Source organism: Streptomyces sp. TLI_146 (genome assembly GCF_002846415.1).
Classification (GTDB): domain Bacteria; phylum Actinomycetota; class Actinomycetes; order Streptomycetales; family Streptomycetaceae; genus Streptomyces.
In genome coordinates this window covers 4,696,104-4,716,571 of sequence record NZ_PJMX01000001.1, presented here as the reverse complement: position 1 = coordinate 4,716,571, position 20,468 = coordinate 4,696,104, and the positions used below count along the sequence as shown (strand labels likewise).

At 71.4% G+C, this 20,468-nt stretch carries 19 protein-coding genes and 1 tRNA gene; 10 read left to right on the top strand and 10 right to left on the bottom strand.

Annotated elements, in window-relative coordinates; translation table 11 throughout:
- Nucleotides 1–7: 7 nt before the first annotated feature.
- From BX283_RS21160 to BX283_RS21150, 3 genes are all read right to left on the bottom strand, one after another.
- The gene (locus tag BX283_RS21160) at nt 8–1,471 is read right to left on the bottom strand and encodes a Stp1/IreP family PP2C-type Ser/Thr phosphatase (protein WP_101389130.1); all 1,464 of its coding nucleotides are present in this window, start codon (nt 1,469–1,471) and stop codon (nt 8–10) included.
- 132 nt (nt 1,472–1,603) lie between these two features.
- Entirely contained in the window at nt 1,604–2,137 is a 534-nt protein-coding gene (locus tag BX283_RS21155; RefSeq protein ID WP_101389129.1) for an FHA domain-containing protein, read from the bottom strand.
- Between the two features lie 10 nt (nt 2,138–2,147).
- Nucleotides 2,148–3,041: a DUF3662 and FHA domain-containing protein gene (locus tag BX283_RS21150; protein ID WP_101389128.1), complete on the bottom strand. Its 894-nt coding sequence runs from the start codon at nt 3,039–3,041 to the stop codon at nt 2,148–2,150.
- Between the two features lie 378 nt (nt 3,042–3,419).
- Here BX283_RS21150 and BX283_RS21145 point away from each other — a divergent pair.
- The 7 genes from BX283_RS21145 to BX283_RS21115 all read left to right on the top strand — a co-directional run bounded on the left by BX283_RS21145 (nt 3,420) and on the right by BX283_RS21115 (nt 10,582).
- Nucleotides 3,420–3,502: transfer RNA gene (locus tag BX283_RS21145), tRNA-Leu, on the top strand.
- A gap of 178 nt (nt 3,503–3,680) precedes the next feature.
- Entirely contained in the window at nt 3,681–5,420 is a 1,740-nt protein-coding gene (locus BX283_RS21140) for a sensor histidine kinase (RefSeq protein WP_373979256.1), read from the top strand.
- A 193-nt stretch (nt 5,421–5,613) separates the two neighbouring features.
- Complete coding sequence (locus BX283_RS21135; RefSeq protein ID WP_101389127.1) at nt 5,614–6,249, top strand: response regulator transcription factor; 636 nt, start codon at nt 5,614–5,616, stop codon at nt 6,247–6,249.
- Between the two features lie 317 nt (nt 6,250–6,566).
- Nucleotides 6,567–7,610, top strand: a complete 1,044-nt coding sequence (locus BX283_RS21130; protein ID WP_373979607.1) for a hypothetical protein — start codon at nt 6,567–6,569, stop codon at nt 7,608–7,610.
- A 190-nt stretch (nt 7,611–7,800) separates the two neighbouring features.
- Nucleotides 7,801–9,258 (top strand): DUF2252 domain-containing protein, encoded by a 1,458-nt coding sequence (locus tag BX283_RS21125; RefSeq protein WP_101389126.1) that lies wholly within the window; start codon nt 7,801–7,803, stop codon nt 9,256–9,258.
- Nucleotides 9,259–9,327: 69 nt separating this feature from the next.
- Nucleotides 9,328–10,158 carry a hypothetical protein gene (locus BX283_RS21120; protein ID WP_101389125.1) on the top strand — a complete coding sequence of 277 codons (831 nt, stop codon included), beginning with the start codon at nt 9,328–9,330 and terminating at the stop codon, nt 10,156–10,158.
- Nucleotides 10,159–10,237: 79 nt separating this feature from the next.
- A complete protein-coding gene (locus BX283_RS21115; RefSeq protein ID WP_101389124.1) occupies nt 10,238–10,582 on the top strand; it encodes a rhodanese-like domain-containing protein in 345 nt (114 codons plus the stop codon).
- A 52-nt stretch (nt 10,583–10,634) separates the two neighbouring features.
- Here the strand turns inward: BX283_RS21115 and BX283_RS21110 are convergent, their stop codons facing one another.
- The 6 genes from BX283_RS21110 to paaA form a co-directional block, all read right to left on the bottom strand.
- Nucleotides 10,635–11,771: an acyl-CoA dehydrogenase family protein gene (locus tag BX283_RS21110; protein ID WP_101389123.1), complete on the bottom strand. Its 1,137-nt coding sequence runs from the start codon at nt 11,769–11,771 to the stop codon at nt 10,635–10,637.
- Nucleotides 11,772–11,849: 78 nt separating this feature from the next.
- Nucleotides 11,850–12,905, bottom strand: a complete 1,056-nt coding sequence (locus tag BX283_RS21105; RefSeq protein WP_101389122.1) for a 2Fe-2S iron-sulfur cluster-binding protein — start codon at nt 12,903–12,905, stop codon at nt 11,850–11,852.
- Complete coding sequence (paaD, locus tag BX283_RS21100) at nt 12,906–13,418, bottom strand: 1,2-phenylacetyl-CoA epoxidase subunit PaaD (protein WP_101389121.1); 513 nt, start codon at nt 13,416–13,418, stop codon at nt 12,906–12,908. It lies immediately after the preceding gene.
- The gene (gene paaC, locus BX283_RS21095; RefSeq protein WP_101389120.1) at nt 13,412–14,167 is read right to left on the bottom strand and encodes a 1,2-phenylacetyl-CoA epoxidase subunit PaaC; all 756 of its coding nucleotides are present in this window, start codon (nt 14,165–14,167) and stop codon (nt 13,412–13,414) included. Before paaC ends, paaD begins: the two co-directional genes overlap by 7 nt.
- Nucleotides 14,164–14,451, bottom strand: a complete 288-nt coding sequence (paaB, locus tag BX283_RS21090) for a 1,2-phenylacetyl-CoA epoxidase subunit PaaB (protein ID WP_101389119.1) — start codon at nt 14,449–14,451, stop codon at nt 14,164–14,166. The genes paaC and paaB overlap by 4 nt, the downstream gene beginning before the upstream one ends.
- The gene (gene paaA / locus BX283_RS21085; protein ID WP_101389118.1) at nt 14,448–15,452 is read right to left on the bottom strand and encodes a 1,2-phenylacetyl-CoA epoxidase subunit PaaA; all 1,005 of its coding nucleotides are present in this window, start codon (nt 15,450–15,452) and stop codon (nt 14,448–14,450) included. The genes paaB and paaA overlap by 4 nt, the downstream gene beginning before the upstream one ends.
- A gap of 154 nt (nt 15,453–15,606) precedes the next feature.
- On the opposite strand from paaA, the gene BX283_RS21080 reads away from it, so the two are divergent.
- From BX283_RS21080 to BX283_RS21070, 3 genes are read left to right on the top strand one after another with little or no spacing between them, the layout of a single operon-like run.
- Nucleotides 15,607–16,593 carry a DUF5819 family protein gene (locus tag BX283_RS21080; protein ID WP_257583358.1) on the top strand — a complete coding sequence of 329 codons (987 nt, stop codon included), beginning with the start codon at nt 15,607–15,609 and terminating at the stop codon, nt 16,591–16,593.
- A gap of 32 nt (nt 16,594–16,625) precedes the next feature.
- Nucleotides 16,626–17,957, top strand: coding sequence for an HTTM domain-containing protein (locus BX283_RS21075; RefSeq protein ID WP_373979252.1), 1,332 nt, complete (start codon nt 16,626–16,628; stop codon nt 17,955–17,957).
- Nucleotides 17,954–18,652, top strand: a complete 699-nt coding sequence (locus tag BX283_RS21070) for a TrmH family RNA methyltransferase (RefSeq protein WP_101389117.1) — start codon at nt 17,954–17,956, stop codon at nt 18,650–18,652. The genes BX283_RS21075 and BX283_RS21070 overlap by 4 nt, the downstream gene beginning before the upstream one ends.
- 25 nt (nt 18,653–18,677) lie before the next feature.
- On the opposite strand, the gene paaN is transcribed toward BX283_RS21070, so the two are convergent.
- The gene (paaN, locus tag BX283_RS21065; RefSeq protein ID WP_101389116.1) at nt 18,678–20,351 is read right to left on the bottom strand and encodes a phenylacetic acid degradation protein PaaN; all 1,674 of its coding nucleotides are present in this window, start codon (nt 20,349–20,351) and stop codon (nt 18,678–18,680) included.
- Between the last annotated feature and the right edge of the window lie 117 nt (nt 20,352–20,468).

Below are 20,468 nucleotides of genomic sequence, written 5' to 3'. Positions count from 1 at the left end.
CGGCTGCCTACTGCTTACCGCACTGCGGGACCAGCTTCTGCTCTTCCTCCGAGAGGCTGGGGCCGGGCGTGGGAGTGGCGGTGGTCTTGGTGGAGCCGGTCTTGCCGGGCGACGGCGAGGCCGTCGTACCGGTCTTCGGCGGGTTCTGGTTCTCGGCGGCGCGCCGCTGCTCGTCCTTCTTGCACGCCGACGCCTGGGTGGACAGTTCGGTGATCTTGGCCTCGGCCTTGGAGAGGCTGCTCTCCGCGATCGTCGCCTCGACCTGCTTGCGCTGGTACGGCGGCAGGTACTTGAGTTCGATCTCGGGGTGGTCGGTCTCCACCTTCGACAGCTTCACCCAGGCCAGGTCCTGGCTGATGCCCTGGTAGAGCGCGACGTGCTCGTCCTTGGTGCCCACGAAGTACTGGGTCTGCGTCCAGCGGTAGCCGCCGTACAGCCCGCCGCCGATCACGGCCAGCGCGAGCACGATGTAGGCGGATCTCTTCAGCCACTTGCCGCGCCGCGGCTTGACGAAGTCCTCGTCCGAGTAGGCCCCGAAGGCGCCCTCGGGCGGGGCGCCGTAGCCGCTGTCCTCGCCGCTGCCGGGCGGGCCGAAGCCGCCCTGCGGCGGGGTGGGGCGGCCGAGCCCGGAGGCGCGGCCCGCCGGGGTCTGCATCGCCCCGTCGTCGTTGAGCTGGAGCTGGTTCTCGGCGACCGCGCCCACGATCACCGGGATGTCGCTGAGCTGCCCGGCCAGCGTGTCGCCGGAGTCGACGTCCAGGACGTCCGCCACGATCACCGTGATGTTGTCCGGGCCGCCGCCGCGCAGCGCGAGCTGGATCAGCTCCTGCACCGTCTCCTGCGGGCCCTGGTAGCTGGCGAGGGTGTCCTCCATCGTCTGGTGGGACACCACCCCCGACAGGCCGTCGGAGCAGATCAGATAGCGGTCGCCGGCCCGCACCTCGCGGATCGACAGGTCCGGCTCGACGTGGTCGCCGCTGCCGAGCGCGCGCATCAGCAGCGAGCGCTGCGGATGCGTCGTGGCCTCCTCCTCGGTGATGCGGCCCTCGTCCACCAGCCGCTGCACCCAGGTGTGGTCCTGCGTGATCTGGGTGAGCACCCCGTCGCGCAGCAGGTACGCGCGCGAGTCGCCCACGTGCACCAGGCCCAGGCGCTGGCCCGTCCACAGCAGAGCGGTGAGCGTGGTGCCCATCCCCTCCAGCTGGGGGTCCTCCTCGACCATCATGCGCAGCTGGTCGTTGGCGCGCTGCACCGCCGTACCGAGCGAGGTGAGGATGTCCGAGCCGGGCACGTCGTCGTCGAGCGTGACCAGGGTGGAGATCACCTCGGAGGAGGCGACCTCACCGGCGGCCTGGCCGCCCATGCCGTCGGCGATCGCGAGGAGGCGCGGACCCGCGTAACCGGAGTCCTCGTTGCCCTCGCGGATCATGCCCTTGTGGGATCCGGCGGCGAAGCGCAGGGAGAGACTCATACCCACCTCGCCCGTCGGCTCGGGGTACAGCCGGTCATGTCGAGCCACACTGCCCACCCTCCGGTCGGGAGCCCGTCCCGGTCCGTCGTCCGGACCGCCGCGGCTCGCTCGCTCCGCTCGCTCATTGTCGTACTACTTCCGCAGCTCGATGACGGTCTTGCCGATGCGGATCGGCGCGCCCAGCGGAATCGGGGTCGGGGTGGTGAGCCGCGTCCGGTCCAGGTAGGTGCCGTTGGTGGAACCGAGGTCCTCGACGATCCAGTTGCCGTCGCGGTCCGGGTAGATCCTGGCATGCCGGCTCGACGCGTAGTCGTCGTCGAGGACGATCGTCGAGTCGTGCGCCCGGCCCAGCGTGATGGTCTGGCCCTGGAGCGCGACCGTCGTGCCGGTGAGGGTGCCCTCGGACACCACCAGCTTGGTGGGCGCGCCCCGGCGCTGGCGGCCGCCCGACGGGGCCTGCTGGCCGCGCTGCTGCGGCGGCGCGGCGGCAGCGGCCGCCTGCCGGCCGGTCTGCTGGCGGCCCGTGTCGCCACCCCGGCGCGAACCGCGCTGGGTGACCCGGGTGCCGAACAGGTCGCTGCGGATGACCTGGACGGCCACGATGACGAACAGCCACAGTACGGCGAGGAAACCCAACCGCATGACCGTGAGGGTCAGCTCTGACATTGCCCCCGCTTCACCCTTCGGCTTGCCGGTAAACGATGGTGGTGCTGCCCACGACGATCCGCGAGCCGTCGCGGAGCGTAGCGCGGGTGGTGTGCTGCCCGTCCACCACGATGCCGTTGGTGGACCCGAGATCCTGGATCGTCGAGGGCGTTCCGGTCCGGATCTCACAGTGCCGGCGCGAGACGCCGGGGTCGTCGATCCGCACATCGGCGTCGGTGCTGCGACCCAGCACCAGCGTCGGGCGGGAGATCTGGTGGCGGGTGCCGTTGATCTCGATCCAGCGCCGCACCGGGGAGCCCGGCATGGGGCCGGGAGCCGTCGGGCGGCGGTCCGCGCCGGGGCGGCCGGGCCCGCCGTTCCCGCCGGGGGGCGGGGCGGCCGGCATCGGCGGAGCGGCGGCGGGCGGATAGCCGTAGCCGCCGCGGCCCTGGGGGGACTGCGGCGGTGCGGCGGCGGGAGCGGGACGGGCCGGACCCGCGGGCCTGGCTCCGTACTGCTCCTGCTGGTTGTGCTGGTCCTGCTGGTCGGTGCTGGAGGCGAGCGTACGACTGCGCACCCGGTACAGGCCGGTGTCGAGGTCCTCGGCCTTCTCCAGGTGGACCTTGATCGGCCCCATGAACGTGTACCGCTGCTGCTTGGCGTAGTCGCGGACCAGGCCGGACAGTTCGTCGCCCAGCTGGCCCGAGTACGGGCTCAGGCGCTCGAAGTCGGGCGCGCTGAGCTCGACGATGAAATCGTTGGGGACGACGGTCCGCTCGCGGTTCCAGATCGTCGCGTTGTTGTCGCACTCGCGCTGGAGGGCGCCGGCGATCTCGACGGGCTGGACCTCGGACTTGAAGACCTTCGCGAAGGTGCCGTTGACCAGGCCTTCGAGACGCTGCTCGAAACGCTTCAGGACTCCCATGGGGCACCTCCTCCGTCGATGTCGTCCTGGTACTGCTTACTGATCGTATCCACGCGTCGGGAAATCGGCTGGTTCCCCTTCTGTGACCGGTGGACGAGTGTCACCTCTCACACGGATCGTAGAGGTGGCCTCCTGACAGTGTCCCGCACCCGGGGTGCACCGTGGAGGAGTGGGTGGAGCCCCTCCTCGTTCCCACCGGCCCCCTGTGAGGTTTCTGTGGGTCCTCGGATCGTCGCTGTACGTCGCCCTTCCTCCCCCTCTCCTGCCCTCCAGGGGCAGCGGAAACAACGGATGTGAATCCACCCTGCGCAGCGTGCTAATCTTCTCGACGTCGCCAGGGAAACGGACCAAAACGGTTCGAAGAACTGGACACCACTCGGGCGAGTGGCGGAACGGCAGACGCGCTGGCTTCAGGTGCCAGTGTCCTTCGGGACGTGGGGGTTCAAATCCCCCCTCGCCCACAGAACGGAAGCCCCGCAGGTCAAACGACCGGCGGGGCTTCCGCGTTCCCGGATGTACGGAAGACTTCGGCGGCCGCGCGAGGTGCCCGCCGGGTCGGCCGCCACGGAGACTTTCGTCTCGGCGGGGCGCGACGAAAGAGAGCCGTCCGGCACCCGGGCCGCTGCCTAGGGTGCGGACGTGGATGTGTCATCGAAGATCCAGGACGCCCGCCGCCGGCTCGCCGGACCGGAGCCCTGGTCCCGCCGCCGGACCGTCGGCGAGTCGGCCCTCGCCCTCCTGCTGGCCCTGGCCGCCGCCGGTGCGAGCCTGCTGGCCAACGGCGGCCTCGTGGTGCCCGCCCTGGTGGCCGTCGCCGTCCTCGTCCTGACGCCGCTGCGCCGCACCTTCCCCGCCGGCGTGCTCATCGCCACGGCCGCGCTCAGCGGGGCCAGCGCGGGCGCCGCCCTGCTGCTGCTCGTGGTGGCCTGCTCGGCGGGGCGGCGCATCGCCGGGGCCGGGCGGGCCCTGGCCGCCTTCTGCGCCGCGTTCGCCGGATATCTGGCCGGCATCGCGCTCACCGAGTCCGGCGAGGGGCCGCTGTTCGTCCTCGCCCTGTTCGCGGCGCTCTTCTTCATGGTGATCGCCGTCGTACCGGGCCTCGCCAGCCGCTACTGGTACCAGCGCCGCACCCTGCTGCAGACCATGCAGGAGCGCAACGCGCAGCTGCTGCGCGAGCGCGCGATGGTCGCCGGACAGGCCCGGCTGCGCGAGCGCCAGCGCATCGCCCAGGACATGCACGACAGCCTCGGCCACCAACTGGCGCTGATCTCCGTGCACACCGGCGCCCTTGAGGTCGACCCGGCGCTGACGGGCCGCCAGCGCGAGGCCGTCGGGGTGCTGCGGGAGGCCTCGGTCGCCGCCATGCACGAACTGCGCGCGGTCGTCGGCATCCTGCGCGACGGAGTCGAGGCACCGGAACACCACACGGACGAGGCCCAGCGCGCTGCCCGCGGCACGGCGGGCGTCGAGCCCCTGGTGGCGGCCGCCCGGGCGGCGGGCACCGCGGTCGAGCTGCGCGAGACGGGTGAGCCGCGCCAACTCGCCCCCGCCTCCGACCACGCGGCGTACCGCATCGTCCAGGAGGCGCTGACCAACGCGTACAAGCACGCGCCGGGCGCCCCCATCGGCGTGGAACTGCGCTACGAGCCCGACTCGCTCGTCGTCGAGGTCGTCAACGGCCCGGTGGCCGGGCCGCCGCCGGACGAAGTGGTCAGCGGCGGCCAGGGCCTGACCGGGCTGCACGAACGGGCCCGGCTGGTCGGCGGCATGGTCCACACCGGCCGGACCGACGACGGGGGCTTCCGGGTGGCCGGAGTACTCCCGTACGGAGCGGCGGAGGCGACGACCTTCGTCGATACGGCGGACGACTTCCGACAGCAGCCGGGGCCCTTCCCACTCGGCGACGGTGGTGCGGCCGGTGCGACGGGGACCGGCCGGCAGTGGGCCGGCCGGCACGTCGACTGGAACGTCGACCTGAACGTCGCGGAGAGGGAGTTGGCCATGAGCAGCAGGAGCAGGGGTGGCGTCGCCCTGGGGTGCGGGATCGCCTTCGCGGTGGTGGTGCTGCTCGCGGTGGCCGCGGGTGTCGGGCTGTTCTTCCTCGCCGGGTCCGCGGACAAGGCGATGATCGACCCCGCCGAGTACAACGCCATCAAGGTCGGCAGCCCCGAGCGGGACGTGCGCGACCGGCTGCCCGACGGCGACACCTTCATGACCAAGGGACTGCCCGGCAAGGGCCCCGCCGAGCCCGCCGGTTCGAGCTGCCTGGTGCTGATGTCGTCCGAGTTGGGCGACAGCGTCAAGACCGAGCCGGTTTTCCGCTTCTGCTTCAAGGACGGCAAGCTGATCGAGAAGCAGTCGTACGAGGTCGAGCGCTAGCTCGTCGTACGGGTACGGGTGCGGAGTACAGCTACGGAGTGCGGGTCGAGCGGCGGTGCGGTGGCGGGGCGGGAGCCGGCCGCGCGTCGGCCGCGGCGCGAGGACAGGAGCAGGCGTGACGGGTCCAGGCGGTCCAGGCGGTCCACTCGGCTCACTCGGTCCGGGGGGCGCACACGGCGTCCGGATCAAGGTCGTGATCGCGGACGACGAGCCGCTGATCAGGGCGGGGATCAGGATGATCCTCACGTCGGACCCGGCCATCGAGGTGGCGGCCGAGGCGGCGAACGGTCGGGAGGCCATCGAGGCGGCCCGGGCGCACGGCGCCGACGTGGTGCTGCTCGACATCCAGATGCCGGTGATGGACGGCCTGACCGCGCTGGCAGAGCTGCGCAGGAGCACCCCGGCGGCCCGAGTGATCATCCTCACGACGTTCGGCGAGCGGGAGAACGTGCTGCGCGCGCTGGAGCACGGGGGCGCGGGATTCCTCCTGAAGGACACCGCCCCGGCCGAGCTGATCGCCGCGGTGCGGGCTGCGGCGGCCGGGGACGCCTATCTGTCGCCCGGTGCGACCCGGCACGTCGTGGACCAGCTGGCCACGGGGCGCGCGGCGGCCCGGGGCGAGGAGGCGCGGCGCCGGGTGGAGGTGCTGTCCGCGCGGGAGCGGGACGTACTGGCGCTGCTCGGGGAGGGCCTGTCCAACGCGGACGCCGGGAAGCGGCTCCATATGAGCGAGGCCACGGTGAAGACGTATGTGAGCCGCATCCTGGCGAAGCTGGAGTGCGAGAACAGGGTGCAGGCGGCGCTGCTGGCTCGGGATGCGGGGTTGTAGGGGCGGTCCGGTTGGGCTGGCGGCCGGTAGCCGTTAGCCCTGGCGCCGGGGGGCTTGTTTCACGTGAAACGGCGGGTGGTGGGCGGGGCGGGGGGCGGTTGTGGGGGCTTTGAGCTGAGAGTTCTGCTCGGATTCCTGTGAGCTGGGTGCTCTGGTCTGAGGGCTCTGATCTGGGCGTTCGCCATTTCAATAAAGTGGTTGTAGAGTACAACGTATCGAGTGAGTTGTATAAGCCAACCATTGGAGTTGTGGTGTCCGCCGGTACCGCTCCCAGCCCTCTGCGCCATGTGCTCAGCCATCTCCTCACCCCGCTGCTGATGTGCGTCGGGATGGGCCTCGCGTATCTGGGGGCCTTCCACAACCCTCAGCCGCACGACCTGCGGGTCGACATCGTCGGCTCGGGGCCCAGCGCGCAGGTGCTCGCCCAGACCCTCCAGGACAAGGGCGCGGGCGCGCTCGACGTCCGTACCGTCCCCGACCGCGCGACCGCCGTCGACAGCCTTGAGCACCAGCACGTGTACGGCGCCTACATCCCCGGCGCCAAGCCCGAACTGCTCGTCGCCTCCGCCTCCTCCGACACCAGCGCCACCGCCGTCGAGAAGGTCTTCACCAAGGTGGCGGCGGCGCAGGACGCCCCCCTCAAGGTGACCGACGTGACGCACCTCGCCAAGGGCGACCCGACAGGCCAGGGCATCTTCTTCCTCCTGGTCGCGCTGAGCATCGGCTCCTACGCGTCCGTCGCGGTGATCGGCGGCGCCGGCGCGGTGCTGCCCCTGCGGATCAGGGCGCTGCTGGCACTGGGTATGTCGGTCCTGGTCAGCGGTATCGGCGCGGTCTTCGCGGGCCCGATGTTCCACCTCGTCGACACCGGACTCGGCGGCGTCTGGGGCATGGCGTGGCTGTACTCGGCCGGGATCCTGCTGATCGGCGTCGGGCTGCACACCTTCCTCAAGAGGTGGACGACGCTCGGCGTGATGGTCCTCTTCGTGATGCTCAACTTCACCAGCTCGGGCGGCATCTTCCGGCCCGAACTCCAGCCCGGCTTCTTCGGCGCCCTGCACGCCTTCTGGAACGGCGCCGGATTCGTCGAGGGCGCCCGCAGCCACGTGTACTTCGCGGGCAACGGCCTCGGCGGCCACGTACTGGTCCTGGTGCTCTGGCTGCTGGCGGGCGTGGTGCTGATGGGCATCGCGGCGGTGGCCGAGCGGGGGCGGGAGGCGGTGGCCTCGGGGGCCGGTGCGGGTGCTGGTTCTGGTGCTGGTGTGGGCGCCGTGGGTGGTGCCGGTGCCGAAGGCGGTGCCGGACGCGGGGGCCGGGAGGGGGAGGCCGAGGAGGAGATGGAGGAAGCGGTCGGCGTCTGACCTCGACTGCTGCCTGTCCCGTCTGCCTGACTGACCTCGATCGTTCGGCTGTGGACAACTCCCGGCGATGACCTGCCCGATGGCCATCGCCGGGAGTTATCCACAGGGGGAGACGGCTGTCGGCCGCCGACGGTACCTTCATGGCATTCGAGCTGTTGATGTTGAACGAGCACGGGGGAGGCGGCACGCGATGAGCGATGTCGAGGCGGTGATTCCGGCCATGCGGGCGGTGCCCGACGACGGGCAGATCCGGATTCCCGAGGTGCCGGGCTTCCGGCACCACAAGAGCCGGGGACCGGGCCACCGGGCCGGCTCGCCGAAGAGCGACGGCAAGGCACTGCGCGACCGTGTGCCCCGCTCCTCGCACGACTCGCTGGTCCTCTCCACCGACCGGCCCGACGCGGTCCGCGCCGTCGAGGAGTCGAACCTGGGCCGCGTGCCCGAGCTCACGCCGATACGGGTGGGCCGCATGGCGGCCTCCCCCTTCGCCTTCCTGCGCGGCGCCGCCGGACTGATGGCCCACGACCTCGTCGGCACCCCCGTCACCGGAATCGGCGCCCAGATCTGCGGCGACGCCCACGCGGCGAACTTCGGCCTCTACGGTGACGCGCGCGGTGGGCTCGTCATCGACCTGAACGACTTCGACGAGACCGTGCCCGGCCCCTGGGAATGGGACCTCAAGCGCCTCGCCGCCTCCCTGGTCCTGGCCGGCCGGGCAGCGGGCGCCGACGAGGACACCTGCCGGGCCGCCGCCTACGACGCGGTCGGCGCCTACCGGCGGACCATGCGGCTCCTCGCGAAACTGCCGGTGCTCGACGCCTGGAACGCGATAGCCGACGAGGAACTCGTCTCCCACACCGACGCGCGGGACCTGCTCGGCACCCTGGAGAGGGTGTCGGCCAAGGCCCGCAACAACACCAGCGCCCGCTTCGCCGCCAAGGCCACCGAGCAGAGCACCGACGGACACCGCCGCTTCGTCGACGCTGCGCCCGTGCTGCGCCGGGTGCCCGACGCCGAGGCGGCAGCGGTGGCGGCCTCGCTCGGCACCTACCTGGAAACCCTCTCGGAAGACCGCCTGCCGCTCCTCGCGCGGTACGCGATACACGACGTGGCCTTCCGGGTCGTCGGCACCGGCAGCGTCGGAACACGGTCGTATGTGGTGCTGCTCCTCGACCACCGCGGCGAGCCCCTGGTGCTCCAGGTCAAGGAGGCCCGCGCCTCCGCCCTGCTGCCGCACCTGGCCAAGGCCGGCTTCCACGCCCCGGACGCGGGACACGAAGGCCGCCGAGTGGTCCTCGGCCAGAAGCGGATGCAGGTCGTCAGCGACATCCTGCTCGGCTGGACCACCGTCGACGGCCGGCCCTACCAGGTACGGCAGTTCCGCAACCGCAAGGGCAGCGTCGACCCCGCGGCACTCGCCGCCGACCAACTGGACGACTACGGCCGCATGACGGGCGCACTGCTGGCCCGCGCCCACGCCCACAGCGCCGACCCGCGCCTGATAGCCGGGTACTGCGGCAAGAACGAAGAGCTCGACGACGCCGTGGCCGGGTTCGCGGTCCTCTACGCCGACCGCACGGAGTCCGACCACGCGACGCTGCTCGCCGCGATCAGGGACGGGCGGGTGGCGGCAGAGCTGGGGGTGTAGACGAGGGGGGTGGGGAGGGGGGTGGGGGGAGGGAGGGGCCCCCACCCCCCGCGCCCGTACGCTGGACCAGTGACGGACGAACCTGCCGAAGAGACGACCGCCCGGCCCGAGGACCCTGAGAACGCGGAACGGCCCGAAGCCCGGCTGGACAGGGCTGTGCGGGCGGCCGAGCAGGCGTTGATCGAGTTCGAGATCGCCGTGGAGACCTTCCGTGTGGAGGTGGAGAACTTCTCCCGCCTCCACCACCAGAAGCTCGGCCCGATGTACGCCCGGCTCGACGAGCTCGACGCCCAGATCGCCGAGGCCAGGGCCTCGCTCACCGGCGACCCGGAGGATCTGCGCAAGGCGCGCGAGGCGCGGGCCGTGGTGCAGCCGATGCCCGGGGTCGACGAGCTCTTCCACGACTGGATGGATACGGACGGGATCTCCGCCGAGGCCGCCTCGATGCTCACCGACCAGCCCGTACGGCCGCCCAAGCGGGTCCGCCCTAGTGAGGAGGCGCGCAGGCTCTACCGCGAGCTGGCGCGCAAGGCGCACCCCGACCTCGCGCAGGAGGAGCAGGAGCGGGCCCGGCGCGAGGAATTCATCACCCGGGTCAACGCCGCCTATGGCCGCGGCGACGAGGAGCTGCTGCGGGAGCTCGCCGAGGAGTGGGCGGCGGGGCCGGTGCCGGAGGAGGCGCGGCCCAGCGAGAGCGAGGAGCTTTACGCCCGTCTTGAGTGGCTGGCCCAGCGCAAGGAGCTGCTGGCCGTGCTGGCCCGTGAGCTGGAGGAGAGCGCGATCGGCTCGATGCTGCGGATGGCGCCCGACGACCCCGACCGGCTCCTTGAGGAGATCGCCGAGCAGCTGCTGGCCGAGGTGGCCGGGCGCGAGGCGGTTCTGGCCGAGCTGGTGCAGTAGCGTTCCCGATGACCTGCCCTTACGGCTGACACCGCTGAGCGGCCGCTCTGGCCGACGTGTACGAGAGAAGGCATGACCCATGAATTTCGCCCAGCTGCCGTCCGTGGATGTCGCTGGCGTGCCGGCCGACGCCCTGGTGCTGGACGTCCGTGAGGACGATGAGTGGGCGGCCGGGCATGTCGAGGGCGCGCTGCACGTGCCGATGAGTGACTTCGTGGCGCGCTTCGGCGAGGTGACGCAGGCCGTCGAGGACGGTCGCCGGGCGTATGTGATGTGCCGGGTCGGCGGCCGGTCCGCGCAGGTCACGCAGTATCTGGTGCAGCAGGGCATCGACGCCGTGAACGTCGACGGCGGCATGCAGGCGTGGGACGCCGCCGGGCGCCCCATGGTCACCGACAGCGAGGGCCCGGCCTTCGTCCTCTGACGACCACCTGGATGGGGCCACTCGCGCTGCGGTGCGAGTGGTGTACGTCCCGTTACCCGAGGGGGTGCGCGGCCAGTAGGTCGCCGAGGGCTTCCTCGTGGGCTGCGGCCGGGCCGAGTGACAGTTCCAGTTGCTTGGCCCAGGCGTGGTAGCGGTGCAGGGGGTAGTCGGTGTCGGCGCCGAAGCCGCCGTGCAGATGCTGGGCGGTCTGTACGACTCTGCGTACGCCGTCGGACGCCCAGATCTTCGCCACCGCCACGTCGCCGGAGACGGGCAGTGCTCCCCCGGCGCCGGTGCTGATGCGCCACGCGGCCTGCCACAGGGTGGCTTCCATCGCGCGCAGGTCGATGTAGCGGTCGGCGGTCTGGACGGCGACTGCCTGGAAGGTGGCGATGGGGAACCCGAACTGTTCGCGTTTCCCGGTGTATTGGCTGGTCATCGCGAGTACGCCTTCGCCGAGGCCGAGCGCGAGCGCACAGGTGCCGGTGGCCAGCAGCTCGCGCAGCCACTCCCAGGCCCCTTCGGCCGTGATGACGGCGCGCGCTTCGATGCGTACGGAGTCGAGGTGGACCTCGGCGAAGCGCTCGCCGCTGGTGGAGATCTGGTCGGCGAGCGTGATCCCGTCGTGGACTCGGGGGACCAGCGCCAGTACGGAGCGGCCCTCCCCGGTGTGCGCGGGCACGGCTATACGGTCCGCGTTCTGCGCCCAGGGCACTCCGGTCTGCACCCCGTCGAGCACCCAGCCGCCGCCGCTCTCCGGCCGTGCCGTGACCGCGAGTTCGGCGGGGTCGTGGCCGGTGCGGCCGTTGGCTCCGACGGTGAACACCAGCTCGCCCCGCCCGGCGGCGGGAAGCAGCTCATGGGCCAACTCGGCGTCCCCGTAACGCTGTACGGCCATCGCCACCGCGCTGCTCTCCAGCAGCGGCACCCGGGCGAGCACCTTCGCGGATTCGCGCAGCACCAGGCAGAGGGCGATCGGGTCGAGGCCCGCTCCGCCGTACCGGGCGTCGAGGACCAGGCTCAGCAGGTCCGACTCGGCGAGCTTGGCCCACAGCGGGCGGTCGAACTCCTCGGCCACCGCGCCCTGAGCCAGCGCGGGGCTCGGCACCGCGTCGGGCACGACCCCCGAGAAGACCGCCCTCGCCGCCTCGACGGCCGCCTGCTGCTCCTCGGTGAAGGTGAAGTCCACAGCCCTGTCCTCCCGGCACGCCGAATCTGACGGACCGTCAAGATAGAACAGGTTCTAGGGGATGGGAACCCTGAACTCTCACCGATCGAAGTCCAACTCCACTTCCTTCGTCGCCGGGTGGGACTGGCAGGCCAGTACGTAGCCCGCCTCGGTCTCGTCTTCCTCCAGGGCGAAGTTGCGGTCCATCCGCACCTCGCCCGAGACCAGGAACGCACGGCAGGTGCCGCACACCCCGCCCTTGCAGGCGTACGGGGCGTCCGAGCGCGCTCGCAGCACCGTGTCCAGGAGCTTCTCGCCGTCCTGGACCGGCCAGGTGCCGGAGCGGCCGTGGAGCGTTGCGGTCAGTGTGGCGTGCGCCGGGGCCGAGGCCGCCGCGGTGCTCTGCACGGGAGCCTCGTCGACGTGGAAGATCTCCTCGTGGATGCGGCCGCGTGCGACGCCCAGGTCGCGCAGGGCCCGCTCGGCGCCCTGGACCAGGCCGAACGGCCCGCACAGGTACCAGCCGTCGACCTCGTCCACGGGGAGCAGCGCGGGCAGCAGCGCCGTCAGCCGTTCCTGGTCGAGCCGTCCGGAGGGCAGGCCGGACTGCTGCTCTTCCCGGGAGAGCGCGGTGACCAGCTGGAACCGGTCGGGGAAGCGGTCCTTCAGGTCCGCCGTCTCTTCCAGGAACATGGTGGACGACACCGTGCGGTCGCTGCGTATGAGGCAGAAGCGGGCTTCGGGCTCCCGCTCCAGCAGAGTGGTGGCGATGGACAGCACCGGGGTGATGCCGCTGCCGCCGACGACGGCCACGAAGTATCCGGCGCGCGGCTCCAGGATGAAGCGGCCCATCGGCTCCATGACGTCGACGATGTCGCCGACGGTGAGTTCCTTGAAGGCGTACGTGGAGAACTCGCCGCCTTCGACGAGGCGGATGCCGACGCGCAGGACCGGGGTGCCGGGCTGTTCGACGGCGGGCGCGCAGATCGAGTACGTGCGGCGGATCTCCTGGCCCTGCACGGTGCGGCGCAGCGCGAGGTGCTGGCCGGGGCGGTGCCGGTAGGCCTCGCGCAGCTCTGGCGGCACGTCGAAGGTGACGGTCACCGAGTCGTCCGTGAGCCGTTCGACTTCACTCACCCGGAGTGGATGGAACATCTACAACTCCTTGAAGTGGTCGAACGGTTCGCGGCAGGCCACGCAGCGGCGCAGGGCCTTGCACGCCGTGGAGGAGAACCGGCTCAGCAGCTCGGTGTCGGTGGAGCCGCAGTTCGGGCAGCGCACGGAGAGGGTGAGGGCGACGGGTCCCTCGGCGGTGTGGGGCCGGGGCGGCGCTATCCCGAACTCGGCCAGTTTGCGGCGGCCTTCGGCGCTGATGTCGTCGGTCGACCAGGCGGGGGAGAGCACCCGGACGACCGAGACGTCCGGGATGCCGTTCTCGTGCAGTACCTGTTCGATGTCGGCGGTCATCGCTTCTATGGCGGGGCAGCCGGTGTATGTGGGGGTCAGCTGGACGGTGACCTTGCCGGGGCTCTCCAGGTGGACTCCGCGCAGCACGCCGAGTTCCTCCAGGGTGAGCACGGGCAGCTCGGGGTCGGGGACGGATCCGGCGAGCCGGGCCAGTTCCTGTTCCAGCGGTGTCATGGCGGCCGCGGCCGTGCCGGTCACCATGTCGCCCCCGGGTGGCTGCGGTGCAGGTGCTGCATCTCGGCGAGCATCCGCCCGAACGGTTCGGTGTGCAGGCCCTGGCGGCCGGCTCCGGCGGCCCAGGCGCCGGTCCTGGGGCCCTCGGGGACGGTGAGGGTGGCCTGCCGCAGCACCGAGGTGACCGAGGTGAGCCAGCTCCGCTCGGTCTCCTGCCAGTCGATGTCGACGCCGTCGACGGGCTGGAACATCTCTCCGGTGAACCGCCACAGCGCCTCGCACGCGCGCTGCATCCGCTGGTGGCTCTCTTCGGTGCCGTCGCCCAGGCGCAGGGTCCACTGTTCGGCGTGTTCCTGGTGGTAGGCGACTTCCTTGACCGCCTTGGCGGCGAGCCCGGCGAGGTCGCTGTCGCCTGTGGCGAGCTGTCCGTAGAGCAGCTTCTGGTAGGTCGAGAAGTAGAGCTGGCGGGCGATGGTGTGGGCGAAGTCCCCGTTGGGCTGTTCGACCAGCTGGAGGTTGCGGAAGGCCCGCTCCTCGCGCAGATAGGCCAGTTGGTCCTCGTCGCCGACGAGGGAGAGCAGGACGCGGGCCTGGCCGAGCAGGTCGAGCGCGATGTTGGCGAGGGCCACTTCCTCTTCGAGGACGGGGGCGTGTCCGGCCCACTCCCCCAGCCGGTGCGAGAGCACCAGTGCGTCGTCGCCGAGGGCCAGCGCGGCCGTGGCCGTGGGCGTGTCCGCCGTCTTCTCCGTGGCCGGAGTGGGGGCCGGGGTCGTCACAGGTGCTTCACCCCTTCCGGGATCTCGTAGAAGGTCGGGTGGCGGTAGGGCTTGTCGCCGGCCGGTTCGAAGAAGGAGTCCTTCTCGTCGGGGGAGGAGGCGGTGACAGCGGTGGAGGGCACCACCCAGATGGAGACGCCTTCGGACCGCCGGGTGTACAGGTCGCGCGCGTTGCGCAGCGCCATCTGCGCGTCCGGGGCGTGGAGGCTTCCGGCGTGGGTGTGGGACAGTCCGCGGCGCGAGCGCACGAACACCTCCCACAGCGGCCAGTCGTGTGCGGTCATGCCGTTGCCTCCCCGTTCGTGTGCTGCTTGGCCGCGTACGCCGCGGCCGCGTCGCGGACCCAGGCGCCTTCTTCGTGGGCGCGGCGCCGCTGGGTGAGCCTTTGTTCGTTGCAGGGTCCGTTGCCCTTGAGGACGTCCCAGAACTCGGTCCAGTCGATGGCTCCGAAGTCGTGGTGTCCCCGCTCCTCGTTCCACCGCAGGTCGGGGTCGGGGAGGGTGAGGCCGAGGGCCTCGGCCTGGGGCACGCAGATGTCGACGAAGCGCTGGCGCAGCTCGTCGTTCGAGTGCCGCTTGATCTTCCAGGCCATGGACTGCGCCGAGTGGGACGACTCGTCGTCGGGCGGGCCGAACATCATCAGCGAGGGCCACCACCAGCGGTCCACGGCGTCCTGCGCCATCGCGTGCTGCTCGGGGGTGCCCTGGGAGAGGGCGAGGAGCAGCTCGTATCCCTGGCGCTGGTGGAAGGACTCCTCCTTGCAGACGCGGACCATCGCCCGTGCGTACGGCCCGTAGGAGCAGCGGCAGAGGGGGACCTGGTTGGTGATGGCGGCGCCGTCCACGAGCCAGCCGATGGCGCCGACGTCGGCCCAGGTCAGGGTGGGGTAGTTGAAGATCGACGAGTACTTCTGGCGGCCCGAGTGGAGCTTGTCGAGCAGCTCGTCGCGGCTGACGCCGAGGGTTTCCGCCGCGCTGTACAGGTACAGCCCGTGGCCCGCTTCGTCCTGGACCTTCGCCATGAGGATCGCCTTGCGGCGCAGGGAGGGCGCGCGGGTGATCCAGTTGGACTCGGGCTGCATGCCGATGATCTCGGAGTGGGCGTGCTGCGCTATCTGGCGGACCAGTGAGGCCCGGTAGGCCTCGGGCATCCAGTCGCGCGGCTCGATGCGCTCGTCCGCGGCCACGGCGGCGTCGAACGCCGCCGCCTGTGCCGAGGCGTCCTTGTCGTCCGCCGCTGGTGAGCCGTGCTTGTTGGTGCCGGTCTCCGCGGTCACTGCCGTCATCCGAGCCCCCTGCCGAGCTGTCGATTCCGGGCCGTCCGCCGGGCCACTCGCTCCCGACCGATCGTTCGGTTCATTGACTTCAATGGTGAGTCGACGGCCCGTAGGGTGTCAACCCTGTGGATAACCCAGTGGAGCCGACCGGGATCGGGGCGGGATGGATTCGTACGACGAGAAGGACGTGCCGGGCGGGGAGGAGCAGGCCCGGCGGCCCGGGCCCGACGCCGCCGACAGCGGCCCGCAGGCCGCCCCTGGCGCTGCCACACCCGCTCCGACCAGCGAAGACGTGACCCGGACCGGCGCGCCGGACGCACCCGCCTACGCTTCCGGCGCATCGGACGCGGCCGCCTCCGCGCCCGGCGCCCCGGTCGCGCCCGCTCCCGGCGCCTCGAACACGTCCGCCCCCGCGCCCGGCGCGTCCGCCCTCGCCTCCGCGGCCGTTACGGCTCATGAGTCCCCCGAACCCGGCGTCCCCGGGCGCGGTATCGCCGGGCTCTCGCTCCCGTACCAGGTGGCGGCCGCGCTTGCGCTGGCCGGCGCCGCCGTCGTGGGGGTCGTCCACATCGCCATGGTGTTCCTGCACGTCGCGCCGTCGAACACGGTCACCAAGCAGCACGGCAAGGTCGTCGACGACTGGATCTATCCCGAGTTCGAGCAGAACTGGAAGCTCTTCGCTCCCAATCCACTCCAGCAGAACATCGCGGTCCAGGCACGCGCCGAGATCCGCATGGCGGACGGCAACCGCAAGACGACCGGCTGGATCGACCTGTCGGCCGGGGACGGCTCCGGCATCCGCGGCAACCCGCTGCCGAGCCACACCCAGCAGAACGAGCTGCGCCGGGGCTGGGAGTTCTTCATCAACTCCCACACCGACGACAACAAGCCCAACGGCCTGCGCGGCGAGCTCTCCGACCGCTACATCCACCGGATCGTGATGCTCCGCCTCGGCGCGCGGCGTGACGGCGGGACCGTCGAGCGTGTACAGGTCAGGTCCGTGACGACGTCCGTGAAGGCTCCGCGGTGGAGCGACGAGAAGATCGACACCCGGCCGTACTACCGGGTCGTCCCCTGGTGGACCGTGACCCCCGCCGATCTCCCCGCCGGCGCCGGTTCCGCCGACGCGCGGACGGAGGCCGGCCGATGAGCGAGTCGATTAGTGAGTCCATGAGTGAGCCCATGAGTGAAGTGGCGGGCGGGCCGGTGGGTGGCACGACGCGCGAGGTGACGGGCGGGCAGCCTGGGGCGCCGCGTACGTCCCCTGCCTCTCAGGGATGGCACGCCTCCCTTGAGCACCAAGCACCCCACACACCCCACATCTCTGCCCCCGCCCCCGAGTCCAAGCCCGCCCAGGCCCTGCGCCGGGTCACGGGCGCCGCGCTCGGGCCGTACCAGAGCGCCGTCGTCCGTATCGGCTTCTCGGCGACCTGGCTGCTCTTCCTGCTGCGCGAGCTGCCGCACCGCCGTGAGCTGTACGGCCCCGACGGCCCGTGGAGCTGGGACATGGCCCAGCGGCTCGTCTCCGGCAACCACGCCTTCACGGCGCTGCTGTGGACGGACAGCACGCTCTGGTTCGAGGTCGTGTACGCCCTCGCCGTGCTCTCCAGCGCACTGCTGATGCTCGGGTGGCGCACCCGCACCATGTCCGTGCTGTTCATGGTGGGTGTCCTCTCGCTGCAGAATCGGTCCGTCTTCATGGGGGACGGCGGTGACAACGTCATCCATCTGATGGCGATCTATCTGGTGCTCACCCGCTGCGGCCAGGTCTGGTCGCTGGACGCGCGGCGCCGCGAGCGGGCCGCCGCGCGCGCCGCCGCGTCCGGCGAGCCGGTGCCGGACCGGGTGGGGCCCGTGCTGTGGGCCGTGCTCGGGGTCGCTCTCGTCGCCGTCACCCTGCTCGGTGACGCCGGTGGGGGCTGGCTGCTGGTCTTCTGGGGTCTGTGGGTGGTGCAGGCGCTGTGGTGGGCGGCCGGGCGGTACGCCCAGGGCGATCCGCGCGCCCTGCTCGATGTCGTCGCCAACCTCGCGCACAACGCCACCATGGTTGTGATCATGGCCGAGGTCTGTCTGATCTACGCGACCGCCGGCTGGTACAAGATCCAGGGGTCGCGCTGGCAGGACGGCACCGCGCTCTACTACCCGCTGCACCTGGACTACTTCTCGCCCTGGCCCGCCCTGTCGGACATCCTCGGCGGCAGCGGCCTGATCGTCATGCTGCTCACCTATGGAACGGTCGCCGTCCAGGTGGCGTTCCCGTTCACGCTCTTCAATCGCCGGGTCAAGAACGTCCTGCTGGTGGCGATGATGATGGAGCACGCGGGCATCGCCCTGCTGCTCGGGCTGCCGTTCTTCTCGCTCGCGATGATCGCGGCGGACGCGGTGTTCCTGCCGACCGGCTTCCTGCGGTGGCTGGGCGGCCGTGTCGGGCGGCTGCGCGAGCGGCTGGCGGCACGGGTGGTCCCGCAGCGGCGTACGGAGGAGGAGCAGCGGCCCCGTACGCTCGTGGCGTGAGCAGCGAGACCAGTCCCAGCCCTTCCCCTTCCGCCGAGGCCCCGGCCGAGGAGCCGCTTCAGTACGACGAGGGCTACGCGCCCGAGGTCGGGGTCGGGCCGCACCCGCTGCCCTGGCCGCAGGGGGAGCGGTACGACCCGGAGCTGCTCGCGCACGGCGACCGGCGCAATGTCGTCGACGCCTACCGCTACTGGACACGCGAGGCGATCGTCGCGGACCTGGACACCCGCCGCCACGACTTCCATGTGGCGGTGGAGAACTGGGGCCACGACTTCAACATCGGCTCCGTCGTACGGACCGCCAACGCCTTCCTGGCGAAAGAGATCCACATCGTGGGGCGGCGGCGCTGGAACCGGCGCGGCGCGATGGTCACCGACCGCTACCAGCATGTCCGCCACCACCCGGACACCGAGTCGCTGACGGCGTGGGCGGCCGCCGAGGGGCTGCCGATCATCGGGATCGACAACCTGCCGGGCGCCGTCCCGCTGGAGCGCACCGTGCTGCCCCGGCGGTGTGTGCTGCTGTTCGGGCAGGAGGGGCCGGGGCTCACCGAGCAGGCGCGCGAGCACGCCTCGGCGGTGTGCTCGATCGCCCAGTTCGGCTCGACCCGGTCGATCAACGCGGGCGCGGCGGCCGCGATCGCGATGCACGCCTGGGTGCAGCGCTACGCCACGATCGCGGACCCGGTGCTCTGAAGCGGCCGGGTCCGGGACGCGCGCGTCAGGCCTGGCGGCGGACCTCCACCACCCGGAAGCGGTTGGCCACGAACGCGCCGTCGCACAGTGCCGCGTTCGCCGCCGGGTTGCCGCCCGAGCCGTGGAAGTCGGAGAACGCGGCCGTCTGGTTGACGTAGACCCCGCCCGTCAGGTTCAGCGACAGCTGGGCCGACTCCTCCAGGCAGACGTCCTCGATCGCACGCTCCACCTCCTGCGACGTGGTGTAGGCGCCGACCGTCATGGCGCCCTTGTCGCGGACCGTGCGGCGCAGCAGCTCCACGGCTCCCGCAGTGGAGTCGACCGCCACGGCGAACGAGACCGGGCCGAAGCACTCCGACAGGTAGGCCGCCTCCGCGTCCGGCTTGGCGCCGTCCAGCTTGACGATGACCGGGGTGCGCACCACCGCGTCCGGGAAGTCCGGGTTGGTGATCTCCCGTGAGGCCAGGGCGACTTCGCCGAGCCCGGCAGCGGCCTCCAGGCGGGTCTTCACATCCGGGTTGACCAGCGCGCCCAGAATCGCGTTGGCGCGCGCGTCGTCGCCGAGCAGGCCCCCGACCGAGGCGGCGAGATCGGCCACCACCTCGTCGTAGGACTTGGCTCCCGCGTCCGTGCTGATGCCGTCGCGGGGGATCAGCAGGTTCTGCGGGGTGGTGCACATCTGGCCGCTGTAGAGGGACAGCGAGAAGGCCAGGTTGGAGAGCATGCCCTTGTAGTCGTCGGTGGAGTCCACCACGACCGTGTTGACGCCCGCCTTCTCGGTGTAGACCTGCGCCTGGCGGGCGTTGGCCTCCAGCCAGTCGCCGAAGGCGGTCGAGCCCGTGTAGTCGATGATCTTGATTTCGGGGCGGACGGCCAGCGTCTTGGCGATGCCCTCGCCGGGCCGCTCGGCGGCCAGCGCCACCAGGTTCGGGTCGAAGCCCGCCTCCGCCAGCACCGTACGCGCGATCTGGACGGTCAGGGCGAGCGGCAGCACCGCGCGCGGGTGCGGCTTGACCAGCACCGGGTTGCCGGTGGCCAGCGAGGCGAACAGGCCCGGGTAGCCGTTCCACGTCGGGAAGGTGTTGCAGCCGATCATCAGGGCGATGCCGCGCGCGGTGGGCACGAAGGTCTTGCTGAGCTCCAGCGGGTCGCGCTTGCCCTGCGGCTTGGACCAGTGCGCCGTGTCCGAGGGGGTGCGGGTCTGCTCCTGGTACGCGTACGCCACCGCCTCCAGGCCGCGGTCCTGGGCGTGCGGGCCGCCCGCCTGGAAGGCCATCATGAAGGCCTGGCCGCTGGTGTGCATGACCGCGTGCGCCAGCTCCGGGGTGCGGGCCGAGATCCGGGAGATGATCTCCAGGCAGACCAGGGCGCGCAGCTCGGGCCCGGCCTCGCGCCAGGCGCCCATCCCGGCCTTCATCGCGGGCAGCAGCACGTCCAGGTCGGGGTGCGGGTAGGTGATGCCCAACTCGGTGCCGTACAGGGAGACTTCCGCTCCCGTCCAGTCGTCGGTGCCGGGCTGGTCCAAGTCGAGGCGGGTGCCGAGCAGGGCGTCGAAGGCGGCCTTGCCGTCGTTCTCGTACGCCTTGGGGTGCTCGGGGTGGGGCGACCAGTACGCGCGCGTACGGATCGCTTCCAGGGCCTGGTCGAGCGTGGTCCGGTGGGTCTCGGTGAGCTGCTGCGGGCTGAGCTGGGCGGCCATACGGACCTACTCCTCGTCGAGCTGGGCAGGGACGGGCGGACAGAGTTAGAGTAACCGAACGATCGGTCGGGACAAGGGGGTCCGTCGAACCTGTGGACAACTCATCGGGGAGGATCG